Here is a 19,916-nt window from a genome sequence, read left to right on the forward strand (position 1 = left end):
TCGGCGTGAGCGAGACGAGCGCCGGACCGAGCGAGATCCCCTGGTGGCACGCGGGGGTGATCTACCAGGTCTACCCCCGCAGCTTCGCCGACAGCGACGGCGACGGCATCGGCGACCTGGGCGGGGTGATCGCGAAGCTCGACCACCTGGAGCGGCTGGGCGTGGACGCGGTCTGGCTGAGCCCGGTCTACGCCTCGCCCATGGTCGACAACGGCTACGACATCAGCGACTACCAGGACGTCGCGCCGGAGCTCGGCACGCTGGCGCAGCTGGACGACCTCCTCGCGCAGGCGCACGCGCGCGGCATCCGGATCGTGATGGACCTCGTGGTCAACCACACCAGCGACCAGCACCCGTGGTTCCTCGACGCCCGGTCGTCGACGCAGAGCCCCTACCGCGACTTCTACTGGTGGCGGCCGCCCCGCGAGGGCCACGTCGGCGGCGAGCCCGGGGCCGAGCCGACCAACTGGGGCTCGGTGTTCTCGGGCCCGGCGTGGGAGTGGGACGAGGCGACGGGGGAGTACTACCTGCACCTCTTCGCCCCCGAGCAGCCCGAGCTCAACTGGGAGCACCCGCCGCTGCGCGAGGCGGTCTACTCGATGATGCGCTGGTGGCTCGACCGCGGCGTCGACGGCTTCCGGATGGACGTCGTCAACATGATCTCCAAGCGGGTGGTGCCGGGCAGCCCGGGCCTCGAGGACACCCCGCTCGGGGAGGCACCCGAGGACACCTCCGGCGGCACCGACCACACGGCGTACGGCGACCCGGCACCGCACGTCTTCAACGGCCCGCGCATCCACGAGCTCCTCGCCGAGATGCACCGCGAGGTCTTCGACGGGCGGCCGGCGGGGCTGGTGACCGTCGGTGAGATGCCGGTGACGACCGTCGAGCACGCCCGGCTCTACACCGACCCCGCCCGGCGCGAGGTCGACATGATCTTCACCTTCGAGCACGTCGACCTCGACTCCGGCCCCGGCGGGAAGTGGGACGTGGTGCCGCTGCCGCTCAGCGCGCTCAAGCGCAGCCTCGGCGCCTGGCAGACCGGGCTCGCGGACGTGGGCTGGAACAGCCTCTACTGGAGCAACCACGACCAGCCGCGGCCGGTCAGCCGCTTCGGCGACGACTCCCCGGAGCACCGCGTCCGGTCGGCGACGGCCCTGGGCACGGTGCTGCAGCTGCACCGCGGGACGGCGTACGTCTTCCAGGGCGAGGAGCTGGGCATGACCAACGCGCCGTTCGCCTCCATCGAGGACTTCGACGACGTCGAGTCGCTCGGCCACCACCGCGAGGCGCTCGCGCGCGGGGAGGACCCCGAGGCGGTGCTGGCGGCGCTGCGCACCAAGAGCCGCGACAACGCGCGTACGCCGGTGCAGTGGACGGCCGGCCGGCACGCCGGGTTCACCACCGGCGAGCCGTGGCTGTTGGTCAACCCCAACCACGTCGAGATCAACGCCGAGAGCCAGTACGACGACGCCGACTCCGTCTACTCCTACTACCGTCGCCTGATCGCGCTGCGCCACGACGAGCCGGTGGTGGCCCGGGGCGACTTCACGATGCTGGTGCCCGAGCACGAGCAGCTCTACGCCTTCACCCGCGAGCACGACGGCGTGAGGTTGACCGTCGTGGCCAACCTCTCCAGCGACGGCCCGCTCGACCCGGTGGCCGAGGGCGTGCCCGTGCCCGACGGTGCCGAGGTCGTGCTCACCAACGAGCCGGACAGCGGGGCGAGCGACGTGCTCGGCCCGTGGGGCGTGCGCGTGCTGCGCAGCTGAGCAGTCGTGTGCCTGGCGACGCGCCACGGCGCGTCCTCGGGCACACGACTCAGGCGTCGGGGGAGGACCGCTGCTGGCGCAGCTCCTCGACGACCTGGCGCAGGCCCTCGTCGTTGACGCGGGTCAGCTCGGCGAGCACCTGGGCGAGGAGCTCGTTGGTGCGGACCAGCTGGTCCTGGAGGGCTCCGATGCCGGAGAGGGCGTTGAGCATGTCAGCTTCCTTCGGTGGGGGTGCGGGGGGCGGTCAGGTGGTGCTGCTCCTCGAGCGCTGCCTCGCGCTCGTCGCGGCGGCGTACGACCACGACGGTGGCGGCGAGCGCGGCGACGGGCCCCAGCAGCAGCGCCAGGAACATCACCCACTCGACGGCGTGCAGCGCTCCGAGGTGGAGGAGGGTCACGCGGCGACCCCGGTGCGGGTCGCGGCGCGGTGGTGCGAGGACGCGAGCCGGTGGTAGCGCGAGACGCCCCAGCCGAGCGCCAGCACCAGCACCGTGGAGCAGAGCAGCACGACCAGGCCGGCGACGGTCCACAGCCAGGCCGGGATGTCGTCGTCGAGCTCGCGCTGCAGGATCGACTTCTCGCCGGCGAAGGAGCGGGTGGCGTCGCGGGCGGCGACGACGTCCTCGCCCAGCGCCCGGTCCGAGGGCAGGAAGACCGGCAGCGCCGCGATGTCGCGTCCGTCCTGCAGCCGCACCATCGTCTTCCAGGTGCCGCCCACGGGCATCGGCTCGGTGGTCTCCCACACCGTGGGGGAGATCTCGCGCAGCGGCGCGACGTGGAGGCCCTGCGACCCGCCGCCCTGCCAGGCGGTGATCGTCAGCCACGCGGGCTCCTCGCCGACGACGGGGGGCCGGTCGAAGCGGACGGTCGCGTCGGTGGTGTCCGCCTCGCCGCGGGACTCGGTGGCGAGCTCGAGGCTGGCGGTGAGGTCGTCGGGCCGGGTGGTGCGCAGGCCGTCGACCACGCCGGCGGCGATGGCCAGTACGGCCGCCGCGAACAGCACCCGCACGAGCGCACGACGCGGCAGCGTGCCCTCCAGCCCCATCACCAGCAGCGCACCGAGCACCCCGCCGGCCACGCCGCCGACGACCGCCAGCAGCACGCCCTCGACGAGGACGTCGCTGGTCCACGGCAGCGGGAAGACCGCCTGCGTCCAGGCGTGCTCGCCCGCGAACCCGACGGTGCCGATCAGCAGCCCGGAGACCACGCCCAGCCGCAGCGGGCGGCGGGCCACCACGAGGGCGGCGGCCTCGACGCACAGCGCCTCGACGACGTAGAGCGGGATCGCCGACCAGAGCTCGCCGATCACCCAGGGGCCGACGACCACGCTGACGCCGCCGCGCACCAGCACGTAGAAGCCGACCGCGGCGAGCGCACCGCCGCGACCCAGCCAGAGCCGGGCGGTCACCAGCGACAGGCCGGCGGCGACCGCGATCAGCAGCGGGTGCAGCACCAGCCGGAACTGCGGGACGCCGAAGTCCCACTCGGCCTGGAAGACCGAGAGCCCGATGAGCATGCCGCCGGTGACGCCGACCCGCATCAGGTAGTGGCGGCGTCGCGTCGAGGCGTCCGGCGCGACCGAGCGGTCGGTGCCCTCCTCGAGCAGCACCGCCATGGCGACCAGCGAGAGCCCGGCGCCGCCGATGAGCATCAGGTGGGTCGGGCCCCAGAGCGTGACGTCCTGGCCGAAGAGCCGGTGCCAGACGTCGTCGAGCGGGAACCCGAGCAGGGCGTAGGCCCCGGCGCCGGTGAGCAGCACGCCGCCGACCGGCATCCGCCAGCGCCGCGAGACGCGCAGCGCGGCGGGTCCGGCCTGCTCGGCGGTGGGCAGGGTGCAGGCGATCGCGCCGGAGGCGCTGAGGCCGAACAGGCCCAGCAGGATCGGGTAGTGCGCCGGGTTGGCCAGCGGCCCCTCGTCGCGCCCGACCCCGATGTGCAGGGCGATGTCCCAGTACATCCCCAGCAGGGCCGTGATCAGCGAGACCATCGCCAGCATCAGCGGCAGGGTCGCCCAGCCGGCGACGCCGCGGAACGCGGGCAGGCGCTCGAACCACGCCACGAGTCGCGCGAAGAACCGGTTGCGGCCGGTGCGGTGACCGACCAGCGCCCAGCCCAGGAGGGCGCTCAGGACCACGACGACGCCGGTGGCGAGCACCACCTGGTCGAGCGGGGCGGCGCCGGCGGGGCGCGTCTCGCCGGCAGCGAGGGGGAGGGCCGTGCTCAACCATGACATATTTCGATGTAACACCAACGGATGGCACATGCGCAAGGGCTAGGCTGCGCGCCGTGGGTGACACGGAGGACGACGGCGGGCCGAGGGAGAGCGACGACGGCTTCGTCATCGAGGAGCTCTCGCGCCGCACCGGGCTCACGGTCCGCTCGCTGCGCAGCTACCAGACCCAGAAGCTGCTCCCGCCGCCCGCGGTGCGCGGTCGCACCGGCTACTACGGCGAGCAGCACGTCGCCCGGATCGAGCTGATCAAGGACCTGCAGAGCCAGGGCCTCAAGCTCAGCAGCATCGCCCGGATGGTCGACGGCCAGTCCGGCTCCGAGGCCGACCTGCTGCGCTTCACCCGCACCGTCACCAACCTGTTCGGCGAGCGGCGCGGCGCCTTCACCTCGGCCGAGGAGCTGATGGAGCGCTTCCGGGTCACCGAGGACGACGCGCCCACGGTCATCGTCAAGGCGATGGAGCTCGGGCTGGTCCAGGACGTCGGCGACGGCACCTTCGAGGAGCTCTCCCCGGAGCTGCTGAGCGCGGGCGAGCGGGCGGTACGGGTGCTGCGGCTCGACGCCGGCGGCGCGCTGCGGGTGCTGGAGTCGCTGCGCAAGCAGGCCGACGCGGTCGCGGACACCTACCTCGACCTGTTCATCGAGCGGGTCTGGTCGCCGTTCGTGGAGGCCGGTCGGCCGGCGGAGCAGTGGAGCGAGGTGGAGGCGGCGCTGCTCGACGTGCGCGCCCTGGCGACGGAGGCCCTGGTCAGCACCTTCGAGCTCGTGATGTCCGACCGGGTCGCCGAGGTCTTCGACCGCGAGGTCGTGCGCGGCCAGGCCCGGCCGAAGCGACGCGGGCGGGGCCGCTGATGCGCGCGGTGCGCTACGCGGCGTACGGCGCCACGCCCGAGCTGGTCGACCTGCCCGCCCCCGACTGTCCCTCCGACGGCGTCCTGGTGCGGGTCGAGGCGACCGGGGTGTGCCGCTCGGACTGGCACGCCTGGCGCGGCCACGACCCGGTGCCGCTGCCGATGGTGCCCGGCCACGAGCTGGCCGGCGTCGTGGCCGAGGTGGGAGCAGGCGTGGCCGGCTGGTCGGTGGGCGACCGGGTGACGGTGCCGTTCGTCGTCGGCTGCGGCCGCTGCGCCTGGTGCCGCGCGGGCGAGCAGCAGGTCTGTCCCGACCAGCAGCAGCCGGGCTTCACCTACGCCGGCTCCTGGGCCGAGCTCGTCGCCGTGCCCGCCGCCGCGGCCAACCTGGTCCGGCTGCCCGACGGGGTCGACACCGTCACCGCGGCGACGCTCGGCTGCCGCTACGCCACCGCGTTCCGGGCGCTGCGGGTGCACGGCCAGGTGGCGGCCGGCCAGTGGGTCGCGGTGCACGGCTGCGGCGGGGTGGGGCTCTCGGCGGTGCAGGTCGCGCGGGCGCTCGGCGCCCACGTGGTCGCGATCGACCCGTCGGCCGACGCGCGGCGGCTGGCCGTCGAGCTCGGCGCGCACGTGGTCGTCGACCCGGCGGAGACCGACGCCGCGGCGTACGTCCAGGACGTGGCGGGCGGCGCCGACGTCTCGCTCGACTGCGTCGGCGCGGCCGTCACCGCCCGTGCCTCCGTGGCCGGCCTCCGGCCCCGCGGCCGGCACGTCCAGGTCGGGCTGCTGCTCGGCGACGCCGCCCGCGACGCGATCCCGATGGACCTCGTCGTCGCACGCGAGCTGAGCGTCCACGGGTCCCACGGCATGCCCTCGGGCGGGTACGCCGAGCTGCTCGACCTCGTCGCCGACGGCACCCTCGACCCCCGCCGTCTCGTGACCCGCGTCGTCGACCTCGCCGAGGGCCCGGCCGCCCTCGCCGCCCTCGACGACCCCTCGGCGGCCGTCGGCATCACCGTCCTGCGGCCCTGAGCCGCCTGCGTCCGGGCCCGGGCCGGACCTAGCGGGGGGCGACGAGGAGGGGCTGGGCGACGGCGGCGACGAGGCCCTGCCGGTCGGCGAGGGTGGCCTGCGCCAGGCCACGGCCGTGGGGGCCGATGGTGCTGCGGGCGTCGAACCACAGCCACTCCTCGGCCGGCTCGCGGAGCACCGTGACCGACAGCGTGGGCGGGATGAAGAGCCACTCGGCGAGCGGGAGCTCCCCGGACAGCCCGTTGGCGGAGTCGGCGACGACGAGCAGCCGGCCCACCGGGGAGGTCTCGAGTCCCGCGACGAGCGGGATCCGGACGCGGGCCCACAGCGCGGCGGGACCGGGAGCGGCGTACCCGCCCTCGACGAAGCGCCAGTCGACCGCCCGGCCGTAGCCCCACTCCGGCGAGGTGCCGGGGAAGAACTCCTGCGGCTGCTCGTCGGGCAACGGCGGCAGCTCCAGCGCCGGGGCGGCCTGCGCGCGGGTGGCGTCGGGCGAGGTGACGATGCGCCAGGCCGTCGCCGAGACCGCGACCCGGTCGCCGACGCTCAGGCTGGCCTCGACGAGCTCCACCCGCCGCCCCGGCCGTACGACGCGCGAAGTCGCCCGCATCCGGCCCTGGGGGATGCCGCCCAGCATGTCGACGGTGATCCGGGCGATGCCCCCGGGGCCGCCGCCGGGGGTCTGCTCGATGACGTGGGCGAGCAGCGCGGCAGGCGGGCCGCCGTGCTGCAGCGACTCGTCCCAGGGGCTCGAGGTGGCCGTCGTGGACTCGAACTCGTGCTCGTCGACCTGGGTGTAGAACGCGCTGGGCTGGTCCACGGATGTCCTCTTCGGGGTGAAGGTCCGGTTGTTGGGTACGTCACTTCATGGTCGTGGTGTCAACCACCGGCCGTGTTGGACGTTCTTCCTACCAGGAGGTGCTCCGTGAGCACTGGACCGTGTCGTCCCGTGACCCATCCGTGAACGGCGTCGTGCTCCACGTCGACGCCGCCGGCCTCCTGGCCGTGGCCCGACTGATCGGTGACGGCCTGCGCGACGTCGGCCGCGAGGTCGGTCGAGTCCCGGGCCTGCTGGTGCGTCGGCACTAGTCCCCGCCATCCCCTCGGGTGGTCTGATCCACAATTCCGGACAAACTGGTCCGGAAAAGACGGGCCGGCCCACATAATCCTGGGGTGAGGAACCCGTCGCGCGCCGCGGTGCGCCTGTCGCTCTGGTGCGGTCTGTACGCCGTCGCGGGCGTGCTCGGACGGGTCACGATCATCGACGACCAGGCGCTGAGCCTGGTCTGGCCCGCGGCCGGCGTCGGTGCGCTGTGGATCGCCACCAGCACCCGGCAGCGGCTGCCGGTCGACCTGCTCGCGATGGCCGGCGTGGTCTACGTCGTCAACGCCGCCACTGGCGCCTCGCCGGCCCTGGGGGCGGTGTTCGTGGTGACCAACCTGCTCCAGGCGCTGGTCTTCGCCGTCCTGGTGGGACGGCTCCGGCCCGGCTTGTGCACCCCCGGCGGGGACCGTGCTCCGCGCAGCCTGGACGACCTCGGTGTCGTCGGGGGCAGCGCGGCCGCCGCCTGCCTGGTCGCGGCGGCCGTCGGTCACCTGGCCCTGACGCTGCTCGGCCTGGACCCGACCCCGCTGGGCTTCGCGCTGTGGTGGGGCCGCAACCTCACCGGCATCCTGACCGTCGGCGTCCTCGGCCTGCTCGTGATCGCGCGGTACGCAACGCCGGTCGCCGGGCAGCCGGGTGCGCGCCTCTCGCGGCGCACGGCGTGCGAGGCCGTGGCCCTGAGCGCCCTCTCGCTCGGCCTGGTGCTGGCGATCTTCGGTCGTGCGGAGGCGCCTCCCGTGGGCTTCTTGCTGCTCTTCGCGACGGTGATCGCCGGGGTGCGGCTCGGTCCGCTCGGCGCGGGCCTCCACGGCCTCGGCACCGGCGGCGCCGCGGTCGCGTTCACGCTGCTCGGGCGCGGGCCCTTCGCCGGGGTGGGGGACCTGACCGAGCGGGCGCTCTACGCCCAGGTGTTCGTCACGATGACCGTGCTGACCGGCCTCGTCCTGGCCTTCAACCGGGCCGAGCGCAACCGCGCCCTCCTCGGGCTGCAGGCGCTCCAGGCCGACACCGCCGACCGGGCGCAGCTGTTCGAGGCCGTGCTGGAGCACATGCGCGAGGGCGTGGTGGTCACCGACGCCCAGGGCGAGTTCCTGCTGCGCAACACCGCCGGCCGCGCCCTCCTGGGTGAGCTGCCCGGTGACTCCAGCCGGGTGCAGGACCCGGCCTACTACGACATGCGGCACCTCGACGGCAGCACGGTGCTGGCCGAGGAACGACCGTTCCGCCTGGCGGTCCAGGGCCACGAGGTCCTCGCGGACTACCTGCTGCGCCCCCGCGACGGACGCGACCCCATCGTGCTCGAGGTGGCCGCGTCGCCGCTGCCGCCGTCGGACCCGTCCGACCCGCAGCCGCGCGCGATCATCACCTACCGCGACGTCACCGCGCTCCGCCACGACCGCGACGCGCTCGCCTCCTTCAGCGGCGTCGTCGCCCACGACCTGAAGCGGCCGCTGACGGTCATCAACGGCTGGTCCGAGGCGCTCGCCGAGCGCTTCGCCGACGGTGCCGTGGAGCCCGGTGACGGGTTGCGGATGCTCGACCGGGTCACCGGCGCGGCCGTGCAGATGGGGCGGTTCATCGACGACCTGCTCAGCTACACCGTCGTCCGCGACGCCCCGGTGCAGCGTGTCGACGTCGACCTCTCGGCCGCCGCCGACGACGCCGCGGCGGTGTTCCGGGAGCGCGAGAACCGGCCGCAGGTCTACGTCCAGACCGGGCTGCACGCGCTGGCCGACCCGGTGATGGTGCGCCAGGTCCTCGACAACCTGATCGGCAACGCGACCAAGTACGTCGCCCCGGGCGTCCGTCCCCGGGTGCAGGTGCGCGGCCGGGAGGACGCCGACTGGACGCTGCTGACGGTGACCGACAACGGCATCGGGATCCCGCCCGACCAGCGCGAGCAGGTCTTCGAGACCTTCCACCGCGCCCACGGCGAGGCCTACCGCGGCACCGGCCTGGGGCTGGCGATCGTGCGCCGGGCGGTCGAGCGGTGCGGCGGCTCGGTGGTGGTGCGCGACAACCCCGGGGGCGGCACGGTCTTCGAGGTCCGGCTGCCGGCCGCGCCGCTCACCGAGGTGGTCGAGGCGCCCACGCCCGACGGCCCGGTGGTCCGTCACCGTGCGGACGGGGTAGCGTCCCGGCACACGTGACGCACACGTGGTGAGGGGACGGTGAGGTGGCCACACCCGACCAGGTCGAGACCGTCGTGCCGGTCTTCTTCCTCTCCGACAGCACCGGCATCAGCGCCGAGACGATGGGCAACGCGCTGCTCATCCAGTTCCCGGACCTGCTCTTCGACCGGACGCTGATCCCGTTCATCTCCTCGGTCGAGGACGCCCGCCGCGTCGTCGAGCAGCTCGACGAGGCCATGGACGGACCGGTCACCCCGCTGGTGTTCAGCACCGCCGCCGAGGACGCCGTGCGCCAGGAGCTGCAGCGCACCCGCGCGCCCCTCATCGACTTCTTCGAGCTGCACATGGGTCGCGTCGAGGAGGTGCTCGGCCAGCGCGGCGTACGCCAGCCCGCCCGGCTGCACGGCGTCGGCGACATCAAGCGCTACAACAACCGGATGGCGGCCATCGAGTTCACCATCGAGCACGACGACGGCCAGAGCGTGCGGATGCTGGAGAAGGCCGACGTGATCCTGCTGGCGCCCTCGCGGTGCGGCAAGACCCCCACGAGCATGTACCTCGCCCTCCAGCACGGCCTCTTCGTCGCCAACTACCCGCTCGTCGACGAGGACCTCGAGAGCAGCGAGCTGCCCGACCCCGTGCGCGAGCACGTCGAGCGCTGCTTCGGGCTGGTGACCAACGTCGACCGGCTCAGCCGGGTGCGCGGCGAGCGCCGCCCGGGGTCGCGCTACTCCTCGCCCGAGCAGTGCCGCTGGGAGCTGCGCCGCGCGCAGCAGCTCTTCGACGGCCACCGGGTCCCCACCATCGACTCCTCGGCCCGCTCGGTCGAGGAGATCTCCACCGTCATCATCCAGCAGCTGGTCCGCACGCGCGGCCGCACCCGTCCCGCGTCGAACCGCTGACGCCCCACCCGAGGAGCACCCCCATGTCCGACCAGACCCCGGCCCCCAACGTCCGCTGGTTCTCCGACCTCGGCATGGACGACCTCGACCAGGTCGGCGGCAAGAACGCCTCGCTCGGCGAGATGGTCTCCCACCTCACCGACCTTGGCGTCGCCGTGCCCAACGGCTTCGCCACCACCGCCGACGCGTTCGTGCGCTTCCTCGAGGTCGACGGGCTCGCGACGCGCATCGAGGAGCGGATCAAGGACCTCGACACCGACGACACCCGCGCGCTGGCCGAGGCCGGCCGCGAGGTCCGCGGCTGGATCAACGAGCACCCGTTCCCCTCGGACCTGGAGAGCCAGGTGCGCGAGGCCTACGACGTGCTGGTGGAGGAGTCCGCGGGCACGGCCGAGCCGTCGTTCGCCGTGCGTTCCTCGGCCACCGCGGAGGACCTCCCCGACGCCTCCTTCGCCGGCCAGCAGGAGACCTTCCTCAACGTCAAGGGCATCGAGGCGATCCTGCAGTCGGTGCGCGAGGTCTACGCCTCGCTCTACAACGACCGCGCCATCAGCTACCGCGTCCACCACGGCTTCGCCCACGCCGACGTCGGCATCTCCGCCGGCGTGCAGAAGATGGTCCGCTCCGACGTGGGCTCCTCGGGCGTCATGTTCACCATGGACACCGAGTCGGGCTTCCGCGACGCGGTGTTCGTGACCTCGGCGTACGGCCTCGGCGAGGGGGTCGTGCAGGGCGCGGTCAACCCCGACGAGTGGTACGTCTACAAGCCGGCGCTGCGAGCCGGCCGGCCCGCCGTGCTCAAGCGCGGGGTCGGCGGCAAGGCGACCAAGATGGTCTACACGCAGGATCCCGCGGTGGGTCGCACGACCGAGTTCGTCGACGTCGACGCCGCCGACTCCCGGCTGCTCAGCCTCACCGACGCCGAGGTGGAGGAGCTGGCCCGCCACGCGCTCACCATCGAGGACCACTACGGCCGCCCGATGGACATCGAGTGGGCCAAGGACGGCGTCGAGGGCGGGCTCTACATCCTCCAGGCGCGCCCCGAGACGGTGCAGTCGCGCTCGACCGGCACGCTCGAGCGGTTCAAGATCTCGCGCCAGGTCACCGAGGGCGCCGAGGTCGTCGTCGAGGGCCGCGCCATCGGCCAGAAGATCGGCGCCGGCGCGGTGCGGGTGATGTCCTCGATCGACCAGATGCACGAGTTCGTCGAGGGCGAGGTGCTCGTCGCCGACATGACCGACCCCGACTGGGAGCCGATCATGAAGCGCGCCTCGGCCATCGTCACCAACCGCGGCGGCCGCACCTGCCACGCCGCGATCATCGCCCGCGAGCTCGGCATCCCCGCCGTCGTCGGCACCCGCAGCGGCACCAAGGACATGGCCGACGGCCGCGAGGTCACCGTGTCCTGCGCCGAGGGCGACACCGGGATGGTCTACGACGGCATCCTCGACTTCGACATCGAGCGCACCGAGCTGGACTCCATGCCCGACGTGCCGGTCAAGATCATGATGAACGTCGGCACACCCGACCAGGCGTTCTCGTTCGCGCAGCTGCCGAACCGCGGCGTGGGCCTGGCCCGGCTGGAGTTCATCATCAACCGCCAGATCGGCATCCACCCCAAGGCGCTGCTCGAGCTCGAGGCCGGGGGCGAGGACCTGCCGGCCGAGCTGCGCTCCGAGGTCGAGGACATCATCGCGGCGTACCCCTCGCCCCGGGACTTCTTCGTGCAGCGCGTCGCCGAGGGCGTCTCGATGCTCGCCGCGGCGTTCGCGCCCGAGCCGGTGATCGTGCGGATGAGCGACTTCAAGTCCAACGAGTACGCCAACCTCGTCGGCGGCACCCGCTACGAGCCCGACGAGGAGAACCCGATGATCGGCTACCGCGGCGCCTCGCGGTACCTCTCCGAGGAGTTCGCCGACTGCTTCGAGATGGAGTGCGCGGCGCTCAAGCACGTGCGCGACGAGATGGGCCTGACCAACGTCAAGATCATGATCCCGTTCGTGCGGACCGTGACCGAGGCCAAGGGCGTCATCGACCTGCTCGGCACCCACGGGCTGGTGCGCGGCGAGAACGACCTGCAGGTCGTGATGATGTGCGAGGTGCCCTCCAACGCCGTCATCCCCGAGGCCTTCCTCGAGCACTTCGACGGCTTCTCGATCGGCTCCAACGACCTCACCCAGCTCACCCTGGGCGTCGACCGCGACTCCTCGCTGGTGGCCGGCTCCTTCGACGAGCGCGACCCGGCCGTCAAGGTGCTGCTCGAGAAGGCGATCAGGGCCTGCCGCGACCTCGACAAGTACGTCGGCATCTGCGGCCAGGGCCCCTCGGACCACCCCGACCTCGCCGACTGGCTGGTCGAGCAGGGCATCGAGTCGATGAGCCTCAACCCCGACACCGTCGTCGACACCTGGCTCCGGCTGGGGAAGCAGGCGGCCGAGCGCGGCTGAGGGTCTGGCTGCACGTAGACGCGAGACGCATGTAACGCGGGGTTATGGCATGTGAACAAGGGCCGTCCGGCACACCCGAGCACCACAACACCGCACCAGATGTACGCCGCCGGGATGCGCGGCCCCGGGTTGTCGGTCAGGGACGACCACCCGTCTGGGAGGCTCCTGCCCGTGAGCGGACGCGACGTGAGAGCCGTGCTGTGGGACATGGACGGGACGCTGATTGACTCCTCGGCGATCGTGCCGGACGCGTTCGTCGAGACGGTGCTCTCGCTCGGCGGGCCGCGGCTGACCCGCGACGAGGTCGTCGCCTACTACGACGCCGGCGCGCCCCACGTGATGCTCGGGATGATGCTGGACCGCGAGCCCGACCCGGTGCTGGGCGAGCGCTACCACGCCACGCTGGCCGATGTCGGGAGCGGCGTACGCGTGCACGACGGGGTGGCCGAGGTGCTGGCCGAGCTCCACGGGCGCGGCGTGCCGATGGGCGTCTTCACCGGCAACAGCGCGCGGGCCGCGTCGATCCTGCTGGAGGCGGCCGGGCTGCGGGGCTGGTTCGACGCGGTGGTCGGCGGCGACGAGGTGGAGCGGCCCAAGCCCGCCCCCGACGGCGTGCTGCGGGTCGCGCAGGAGCTCGGGGTGGACCCGGCGCGCTGCGTCTACGTCGGTGACTCACCCCTCGACGTCGGCGCCGCCCGTGACGCCGGAGCGGTGCCGCTCGCGGCCGGCTGGGGGCACCTGTTCGACGCCGACCGGGCGGTCACCGTGCTGGCCACCCCGGCCGACCTGCTGGCACACCTGACGACAGTCGGCTGACCAGCCGGGTCCCGCCCGGGCGGAGGGCGGCGGCCATGTGGTGCGGTGCTGTGGTGCTCAGCGCGCCATACAGGCCTTGTTCACATGCAATAACCCCGCGTTACATGGCCGGCCGGGTCCGGCCGGGTCCGTGCCGACCCCAGCCCGGTCACCCCAGCCCGAGCGCCTGCCGGACGTGGTCGTTGGTGAACTTGCCGGCGGGGTCGGTGCGGGCGAGGAGGTCGCGGAAGTCGGGCAGGCGCGGGTAGAGCCCCGGGTCGACGGCGCCGTGGACCTTGCCCCAGTGCGGCCGGGCGGCGTACGGCGCGAGGGCGTCCTCGATGCGCAGCGCCATCGACAGCACGGCCATCGGGTCGCGCTTCCAGGTGAAGTGCAGTGCCACGGTCTCCCGACCCTGTGCCGGGGAGAGCCACAGGTCGTCGCCGCGGATCGCGCGGATCTCGGTGACGGCGAGCAGCGCCTCGAGCTCGCCACCGAGGGCGGCCGCCAGGTCGGTGACCGCCCGCAGCGCGGGGACGGCGTCGTCGGCGTCGACGAACCACTCGGTCTGGATCTCGTCGCCGAAGCTGGGCTGCCGGTCGCCGCGGAAGTGCGGCAACCGCTCGGCCCACGGGCCGGGCTCGCCGCGCAGCGTCAGGTGGTCCTCGCCGGGCAGCAGCCGGAACGCGGCGTCGGCGGCCATCGGCGGCACCCCGCCCGTCCAGTCCAGAGGCACCTCGTCGGGCTCGACGCGGTGCTTGACCAGCACCTCGGTCGGGTCGGTGTCGTTCCAGCGGCCGAACACGCTCACGCTGTACGCCGACCCCAGCAGCTCGGTGACCTGCTCGATCGACTCCGACCAGCGCAGGTGGTCGTAGAGGTCCTGGCGCACGAGGTAGGTCGGCTCGACCTCGAGGTCGAGCCGGGTGACCGCTCCCAGCGCCCCGAGCGCGACGACCGAGCCGTCGAAGTCGACGTGGTTGTCGGCGATGGTGCGCAGCTCACCGGAGGGGTCGATCAGCTCCAGGCGTCGTACGCCGGCGGCGAGGACGCGGTTGCCGGCCCCGGACCCGTGGGTGCCGGTGGCGCAGGCACCGCCGACGGAGATGTGCGGCAGCGACCCGAGGTTGGCGAGCGCGAGGCCGCGCTCCTGCAGGAACGACGCGACGACGCGGTACGGCGTGCCGCTGGTCACCCGGACGGTGCCCTCGGCCTCGTCGAGCTCCGGCTCGGCCGTGACGCCGGTCAGGTCGATTAGCGTCCCGGGGGTGTCGCAGAGGTCGTTGAAGGAGTGGCGGGTGCCCACCAGCCGGACGTGGTCGGCGTCGGCGACCGCCTGCTGCGCCTCCTCGACGGACCCGGCCCGCAGGTAGCGGCCGGCGGAGTAGCGGTGGTTGCCGGCCCAGTTGACCAGCTCGTCGGGGGTGGGTGCGCTCACATCAGCAGAGCATGTCACCAGTCGCCGAGCCACGCCTCCAGGGAGAGGTCGTCGGGCAGCGGGCGGCCCGGCGCGGGCGCCGTCGCGGGTGCGGGCGGGGTGGTGCCCCAGCGCTCGGCGCGGCGCACCAGCCGCAGCTCGGTGGTGGTCGCGACCGGTCCGGCGGCGTCGTGGAGCACCCCGGGGGAGGCGCCGGCCAGCAGCGTGCGCCAGGCGTCGTCGTCGAGCTGCCAGGGCCGGTGCAGCCCGACCAGCAGCCGCGCGGGGGAGGCCGCGGCCGCGGCGAGCGGGTCGCCGTCGTGCCGCAGCACGCGCGGCTCGCCGGCGAGCACCCCGGCCTGCCGTTCGTCGAGCAGCAGGTGCGCGGTCGGGTCGGCGCGCAGCGCGGCATCGCACACCAGCAGCAGCGCGCGGTCGTCGAACGCGGCGTCGGTGGCGAGCAGCCGGTCGACCGGGGTGGGGCGGCCGGCCAGGCCGAGCAGGCCGCGCGGCGCGAGCCCGGGCACGCCGACCCGGGAGGCGATCGCGGCGGTCTCGGCGGTCTTCACGCCGCGCGGGCGCTCCCCGGCGTCGGGGCCGTCGTGCCAGGCGACCGCCGCCGGCTCGTGGGCGAGCAGGCCACCGGCGAGGCGGCTGCGGTGCGCGAGCTCCCAGTCCTCCCCGCCGTACGCCGTGAAGCCCTCGTCGAACCCGCCCAGCTCCTCGAACCACCAGCGCGAACAGGCCATCACGGCGCTGATGACGAACCGGCACGACAGGTCGTCGGCGTCCCGCAGGTCGCGCGAGGCGGCGTACGCCGAGCGCAGCCACGGCGGCTCGGTGAGCTCGTGCGCCGGCCCTGCGACCTCGACCGGCGCGTCGACGGGGCGGGCGGCGAGGTCGGCGTGGCGGCGGCGGCCGACCACGAGGACGTCGGGCTGCAGCCGCGGCAGCCGGGTCAGCGCCTCGAGCAGCCCGGGCTCCGGCGTGGTGTCGGCGTCCAGCAGCACGACGACGTCGGTGCCCAGCTGCGCGACGCCGTGGTTGCGGGCGGCGGCGGCGCGGAAGCCGCGGTCCTCCTGCGTCACGAGCCGTACGCCGCGCGGCACGCCCGGCGGCACGGCCGACCCGTCGTCGGAGACCACGACCTCGTCGGGTGGCAGCGTCTGGCGGGTCAGGGCGTGCAAGGTGCGCGCCAGCTCGGCCGGCTGCTCGAAGTGGGTGACCACGACGCCCACGGTGCGGCGGGGGGCGTCCTGCTGCTCGATCGCGTCGCGGTCGGCGTCGGAGCGGGGGCGTCCCCAGGGCGGGCGGGACCAGGGCGGGCGGGACCCCGGGGCCGGGGTCACGCGACCCGGCCGGTGCCCTGGAGCAGCACCCGCTGCCAGAACCGCTCGTAGCCGCGCGCCGCGTCGGCCAGGTCGTGGGCGAGCCCGGCCCCCGGTCGCAGCCGCGTGCTGGAGGGGTCGGCGAGGGCGGCGGCGACGGCGTCGGGCAGGCCGGCGACGTCGACGAGGTGGAGGGTGCCGGGGCGGAGCCGGGCCATCTCCTCGAAGTAGGGGCCGCGGCGCACCAGCGGTCGCCTCCCGGCCGAGAGCCAGGAGTTGACCGAGCCGGAGGCCGAGACGTTGCGGTGCCCGGCGTACGGCACGTCGACGGCGGCCAGGGCGGCGTCGAGCTCGTGGTCGGCCAGCCAGCCGCTGATCCGCACCTCGACGCCGATCCGGGCGCCGCGGCGCACGAGCTCCTCGGCGTCGGCGTCGTGGCCGCGGGCGACGGCGCCCAGCGCGAGCACGTCGACCACCAGGCCGCGGCGGGCGAGCGCGGCGGCGGCGCCGAGCGCCTGCAGGTGGCCCTTGCCGGGGTAGACCCAGCCCGCGACCCCCAGCGTGCTGCGCCCCGGGCGGTGCCAGCTCCCGCCGTCGGGGTGCCCGGGGTGATCGGGGTGCCCGGTGCGATCGGGGCGGGCCACCGCGGGCAGCGGCACCACCCCGACGGGGGTCCGGGGGCCCGGGTGGTCCTCGAGCACGCGGGCGAGCAGGCCGCGCTCGTGCCGGGAGGAGACCACGACGCCGGCCGCGGCGCGGGCCATGGCGGCGTAAGCCGCACGGCGGCGGGGGAACAGCGCGCGCCCGTCGTGGGGCTGCGGCACGTCGTGGAGGGTGAGCGTGGTCGGGCGGGACCGGCAGACGGCGACGACGGCGGTCGCGGCGGCCTCGGGCGTGGCGCCCCAGACCCGGTCGGTGACGTGGAGGTGCAGCGGTCGGGCGTCGCCCGGGGGCACCTCGGCCACCACCGTGGCGCCGACGGCGTCGGCGAGCTGGCGGGCGCACAGGTCGACCCCGTGGCCGCGGGGGCCGGGGACGACGTGGACGGGGACGTCTCCTGAGGTCTCACTCGGTGTCGGCACGGGCAGCTCACCTCCGGGGTCGTGGGGCGGGACGGGGGCCGTGTACCCGCTCGGCCCCCCCTGACCCCCCGGGGGGCCGTCGACCCGTTCCGCGCGATGATCGGGGGGTGAGCACCGACCCCGTCGCCCTCGTGAGCGCCGCCGACGTGGACGCCGCGGCCGACGTCCTGGCCGGCACCGTCCCGGTGACGCCGCTGGAGGACAGCCTCCGGCTCTCGGCCCGCCACGGCCTGCGGGTGGTGCTCAAGCGCGAGGACCTGCAGCCGGTGCGGTCCTACAAGTCGCGCGGCGGCTACCACTTCCTGGCCCGGCTGACGCCGGAGGAGCGCGAGCGCGGCGTGGTCTGCGCGAGCGCCGGCAACCACGCCCAGGGCGTCGCCTTCGCGTGCGCCGCGCTGGGGGTCTCGGCCCGGGTCTACCTGCCGCGCACCACCCCCCGGCAGAAGCGCGACCGGGTCGCCGGGCTCGGCGGCGAGCACGTCACCGTGGTCGTCGAGGGCGACTCCTTCGACGACGCCGCCCGGGCCGCCCGCCGCCACGCGGAGGCGACGCACCGGGTGCTGGTGCCGCCCTTCGACCACCCCGCCACGGTCGCGGGCCAGGGCACCGTGGTCCGCGAGGCGGTCGCGCAGCTGGGCGCCGTCCCCGACGTGGTGGTCGTGCCCGTCGGCGGCGGCGGGCTGCTGGCCGGGACGGTCGCCTGGCTGGGCGAGCGGCACCCCGGCGTGCGCGTGGTGGGGGTGGAGCCCGCCGGCGCCGCCTCCCTCACCGCGGCGCTGGCGGCCGGCCACCCCGTCGAGCTGCCCGAGGTCGACCCCTTCGTCGACGGTGCCGCCGTACGCCGCGTCGGCGACGTCACGTATCGCCAGGTCAGCGCCTCCGGTGCGGCGGTCGTGTCCGTGCCCGAGGGTCAGGTCTGCACCGAGATGCTCGCGCTCTACCAGTCCGACGGGATCATCGCCGAGCCCGCCGGGGCGCTCGCCACGGCGGCGCTGCCGGCGCTGCTGCCGACCCTGTCGCTCGGGCCGGACGCCGTGGTGCTGTGCGTGCTCTCGGGCGGCAACAACGACGTCAGCCGCTACGCCGAGATCCTGGAGCGCTCGCTCGTCCACACCGGCCTGAAGCACTACTTCCTCGTCGACTTCCCCCAGGAGCCCGGTGCGCTGCGGGCCTTCCTCGACGAGACCCTCGGCCCGGACGACGACATCACGCTCTTCGAGTACGTCAAGCGCAACAACCGCGAGACCGGCCCCGCCCTCGTCGGCGTCGAGCTCGGCGACGCCGCCGACCTCGCCGGGCTGCTGACGCGGATGTCCGCCTCCCCCTCCCGCATCGAGCACCTCCCGCCCGACTCCCCGCTCACCCGCTGGCTGACCTAGGTCCCGAGGCGCACCATGGAGGCATGAGCCTGCTCGACACCGCGCGGGCCGACCTGCGGCTGGGCCGGCGGCTGGCGACGCTGCGCGCCGGGACGCTGGGGCTGGCCGCGCTGGGCGACCCGGTGGCACGGCTGTTCCAGGCGCCCTGGAAGCACGACCCGTACGCCGTCCACGAGCGGCTGCGCTGCGAGCGCCGCCTGACCTGGAGCCGGTCGGGGATCTGGGTGGCGAGCACCTACGACGACGCCCACGCCGTGCTGCGCGACCGGCGGTTCGGCGTACGCCTCGCCAACGGGCAGCAGCCCTTCGACGTGACCGGCGGGCCGGTCCACGAGGGCACCGAGCCCGACGTGCTGGAGATGTCGCTGCTCGGGCTCGACCCGCCCGACCACGGCCGGCTCCGGAGGCTGGCGACGCCGGCGTTCTCGGCCCGGCGGATCGAGGCGGTGCGGCCCCAGGTCGAGGCCACCGCCACCCGGTTGCTGGACGCGCTGGACCCCGCGCGGGGTCCGGTCGACCTCGTCGCGTCGTACGCCAGCCCGCTGCCGGTCGCGGTGATCAGCGACCTGCTGGCGATCCCGCCCCAGCACGCGCGGCAGTTCGCTGCGTGGGGCAGCACGCTGGGCGCCTCGCTCGACGGGGTCACGTCGGTGCCGCACCACAAGCGGCTGCTGCGGGCGCAGGCCGACCTGCGGGCGCTGTTCGAGCGGCTGGTCGCCGAGCGCCGCGCCGACCCCGGCGAGGACCTGCTGAGCCGGCTCGCCACGGCCGCCGACGGGCCCGACGCGGTCACCGCCGACGAGGTGGTCGCGCTCGCGCAGCTGCTGCTGCTCGCCGGGTTCGAGACCACCACCAACCTGGTCGGCAACGCCGTCCACGCGCTGCTGCAGCACCCCGACCAGCTGGCGATGGCGACCGAGGACCCGTCGCTGGCCGGCCGCGTCATCACCGAGACGCTGCGCTGGGACCCGCCGGTGCAGCTGACCGCGCGGGTGGCGCACGAGCCGGTGCGGGTCGGGCCGGTCGACGTGCGCCGCGACCAGGTCGTGCTCGTGCTGCTCGGCTCGACGGGGCGCGACGAGGCCGTCCACGGGGACGCCGACGTCTTCGACCTCACCCGCCCCGAGGGTCGCGACACCCTGGCCTTCTCCGGAGGTGCGCACTACTGCGTCGGCGCCCCGCTCGCGCGGCTCGAGGGCGAGGTGGCGCTGCGGCTGCTGCTCGAGCGCTGGCCCGGCGTACGACGCGCCGCCCGGCCGCGACCGCGGGGCACCACGGTCATCCGCGGTTGGCGCACCCTGCCCGTGCGCGCCTGAGCGGCGTCCCACCCCACGACCTCCAGATGCGAGGGAACCCTCCGATCCACTAGGTTCGTGCTGCCCTGCGGGTGCCGCCGACGTCGCCGGCCCTCCTGACCGGACCGATCTCCACACCACCGGGAG

Annotated in this window: 17 protein-coding genes; 10 read left to right on the forward strand and 7 right to left on the reverse strand. The window is 74.5% G+C overall.

All coding sequences use genetic code 11. The features are described 5' to 3' along the window. Positions 1 to 5: 5 nt before the first annotated feature. On the forward strand, positions 6 to 1,772 hold the full coding sequence (locus EDD33_RS19240) for an alpha-glucosidase (protein ID WP_211332603.1): 1,767 nt from the start codon (positions 6 to 8) through the stop codon (positions 1,770 to 1,772). A gap of 49 nt (positions 1,773 to 1,821) precedes the next feature. On the opposite strand, the gene EDD33_RS20190 is transcribed toward EDD33_RS19240, so the two are convergent. From EDD33_RS20190 to EDD33_RS19250, 3 genes are read right to left on the reverse strand one after another with little or no spacing between them, the layout of a single operon-like run. Then, positions 1,822 to 1,983: a hypothetical protein gene (locus tag EDD33_RS20190; RefSeq protein WP_170169884.1), complete on the reverse strand. Its 162-nt coding sequence runs from the start codon at positions 1,981 to 1,983 to the stop codon at positions 1,822 to 1,824. 1 nt (position 1,984) lies between these two features. Then, a complete protein-coding gene (locus tag EDD33_RS19245; protein ID WP_123392717.1) occupies positions 1,985 to 2,170 on the reverse strand; it encodes a hypothetical protein in 186 nt (61 codons plus the stop codon). Next, on the reverse strand, positions 2,167 to 3,996 hold the full coding sequence (locus EDD33_RS19250; RefSeq protein WP_123392719.1) for a hypothetical protein: 1,830 nt from the start codon (positions 3,994 to 3,996) through the stop codon (positions 2,167 to 2,169). The genes EDD33_RS19245 and EDD33_RS19250 overlap by 4 nt, the downstream gene beginning before the upstream one ends. 62 nt (positions 3,997 to 4,058) lie before the next feature. Here EDD33_RS19250 and EDD33_RS19255 point away from each other — a divergent pair, with 62 nt between their 5' ends. After that, the gene (locus EDD33_RS19255; RefSeq protein ID WP_170169886.1) at positions 4,059 to 4,856 is read left to right on the forward strand and encodes a MerR family transcriptional regulator; all 798 of its coding nucleotides are present in this window, start codon (positions 4,059 to 4,061) and stop codon (positions 4,854 to 4,856) included. Beyond that, a complete protein-coding gene (locus EDD33_RS19260; protein WP_123392723.1) occupies positions 4,856 to 5,887 on the forward strand; it encodes an alcohol dehydrogenase catalytic domain-containing protein in 1,032 nt (343 codons plus the stop codon). Before EDD33_RS19255 ends, EDD33_RS19260 begins: the two co-directional genes overlap by 1 nt. A 28-nt stretch (positions 5,888 to 5,915) precedes the next feature. Here the strand turns inward: EDD33_RS19260 and EDD33_RS19265 are convergent, their stop codons facing one another. Further along, on the reverse strand, positions 5,916 to 6,707 hold the full coding sequence (locus EDD33_RS19265; RefSeq protein WP_123392724.1) for a thioesterase family protein: 792 nt from the start codon (positions 6,705 to 6,707) through the stop codon (positions 5,916 to 5,918). Between the two features lie 140 nt (positions 6,708 to 6,847). On the opposite strand from EDD33_RS19265, the gene EDD33_RS20750 reads away from it, so the two are divergent. From EDD33_RS20750 to EDD33_RS19285, 5 genes are all read left to right on the forward strand, one after another. Then, positions 6,848 to 6,976 carry a hypothetical protein gene (locus EDD33_RS20750; RefSeq protein WP_281274208.1) on the forward strand — a complete coding sequence of 43 codons (129 nt, stop codon included), beginning with the start codon at positions 6,848 to 6,850 and terminating at the stop codon, positions 6,974 to 6,976. An 84-nt stretch (positions 6,977 to 7,060) separates the two neighbouring features. Further along, complete coding sequence (locus EDD33_RS19270) at positions 7,061 to 9,142, forward strand: ATP-binding protein (RefSeq protein ID WP_123392726.1); 2,082 nt, start codon at positions 7,061 to 7,063, stop codon at positions 9,140 to 9,142. Between the two features lie 26 nt (positions 9,143 to 9,168). Beyond that, positions 9,169 to 10,026 (forward strand): pyruvate, water dikinase regulatory protein, encoded by an 858-nt coding sequence (locus tag EDD33_RS19275; RefSeq protein WP_123392727.1) that lies wholly within the window; start codon positions 9,169 to 9,171, stop codon positions 10,024 to 10,026. 23 nt (positions 10,027 to 10,049) lie between these two features. Beyond that, positions 10,050 to 12,473 carry a phosphoenolpyruvate synthase gene (gene ppsA, locus EDD33_RS19280; protein ID WP_123392729.1) on the forward strand — a complete coding sequence of 808 codons (2,424 nt, stop codon included), beginning with the start codon at positions 10,050 to 10,052 and terminating at the stop codon, positions 12,471 to 12,473. 171 nt (positions 12,474 to 12,644) lie between these two features. Then, a complete protein-coding gene (locus EDD33_RS19285; protein WP_123392731.1) occupies positions 12,645 to 13,289 on the forward strand; it encodes an HAD family hydrolase in 645 nt (214 codons plus the stop codon). A gap of 148 nt (positions 13,290 to 13,437) precedes the next feature. On the opposite strand, the gene EDD33_RS20200 is transcribed toward EDD33_RS19285, so the two are convergent. The 3 genes from EDD33_RS20200 to EDD33_RS20210 are packed head-to-tail and all read right to left on the reverse strand — an operon-like array spanning position 13,438 to position 17,095. After that, positions 13,438 to 14,706, reverse strand: coding sequence for an FAD-binding protein (locus EDD33_RS20200; RefSeq protein WP_170169888.1), 1,269 nt, complete (start codon positions 14,704 to 14,706; stop codon positions 13,438 to 13,440). 14 nt (positions 14,707 to 14,720) lie between these two features. After that, positions 14,721 to 16,034, reverse strand: coding sequence for a glycosyltransferase (locus EDD33_RS20205; RefSeq protein ID WP_170169889.1), 1,314 nt, complete (start codon positions 16,032 to 16,034; stop codon positions 14,721 to 14,723). Further along, entirely contained in the window at positions 16,031 to 17,095 is a 1,065-nt protein-coding gene (locus EDD33_RS20210) for a hypothetical protein (protein WP_170169890.1), read from the reverse strand. Before EDD33_RS20210 ends, EDD33_RS20205 begins: the two co-directional genes overlap by 4 nt. Positions 17,096 to 17,202: 107 nt before the next feature. Between EDD33_RS20210 and ilvA the strand changes: the two genes are divergently transcribed. Next, positions 17,203 to 18,474 (forward strand): threonine ammonia-lyase IlvA, encoded by a 1,272-nt coding sequence (gene ilvA, locus EDD33_RS19300; RefSeq protein ID WP_211332604.1) that lies wholly within the window; start codon positions 17,203 to 17,205, stop codon positions 18,472 to 18,474. Between the two features lie 23 nt (positions 18,475 to 18,497). Continuing rightward, positions 18,498 to 19,790, forward strand: a complete 1,293-nt coding sequence (locus EDD33_RS19305; protein WP_123392734.1) for a cytochrome P450 — start codon at positions 18,498 to 18,500, stop codon at positions 19,788 to 19,790. Positions 19,791 to 19,916: the final 126 nt, after the last annotated feature.

This window comes from Nocardioides aurantiacus (assembly GCF_003752505.1).
GTDB lineage: Bacteria > Actinomycetota > Actinomycetes > Propionibacteriales > Nocardioidaceae > Marmoricola > Marmoricola aurantiacus.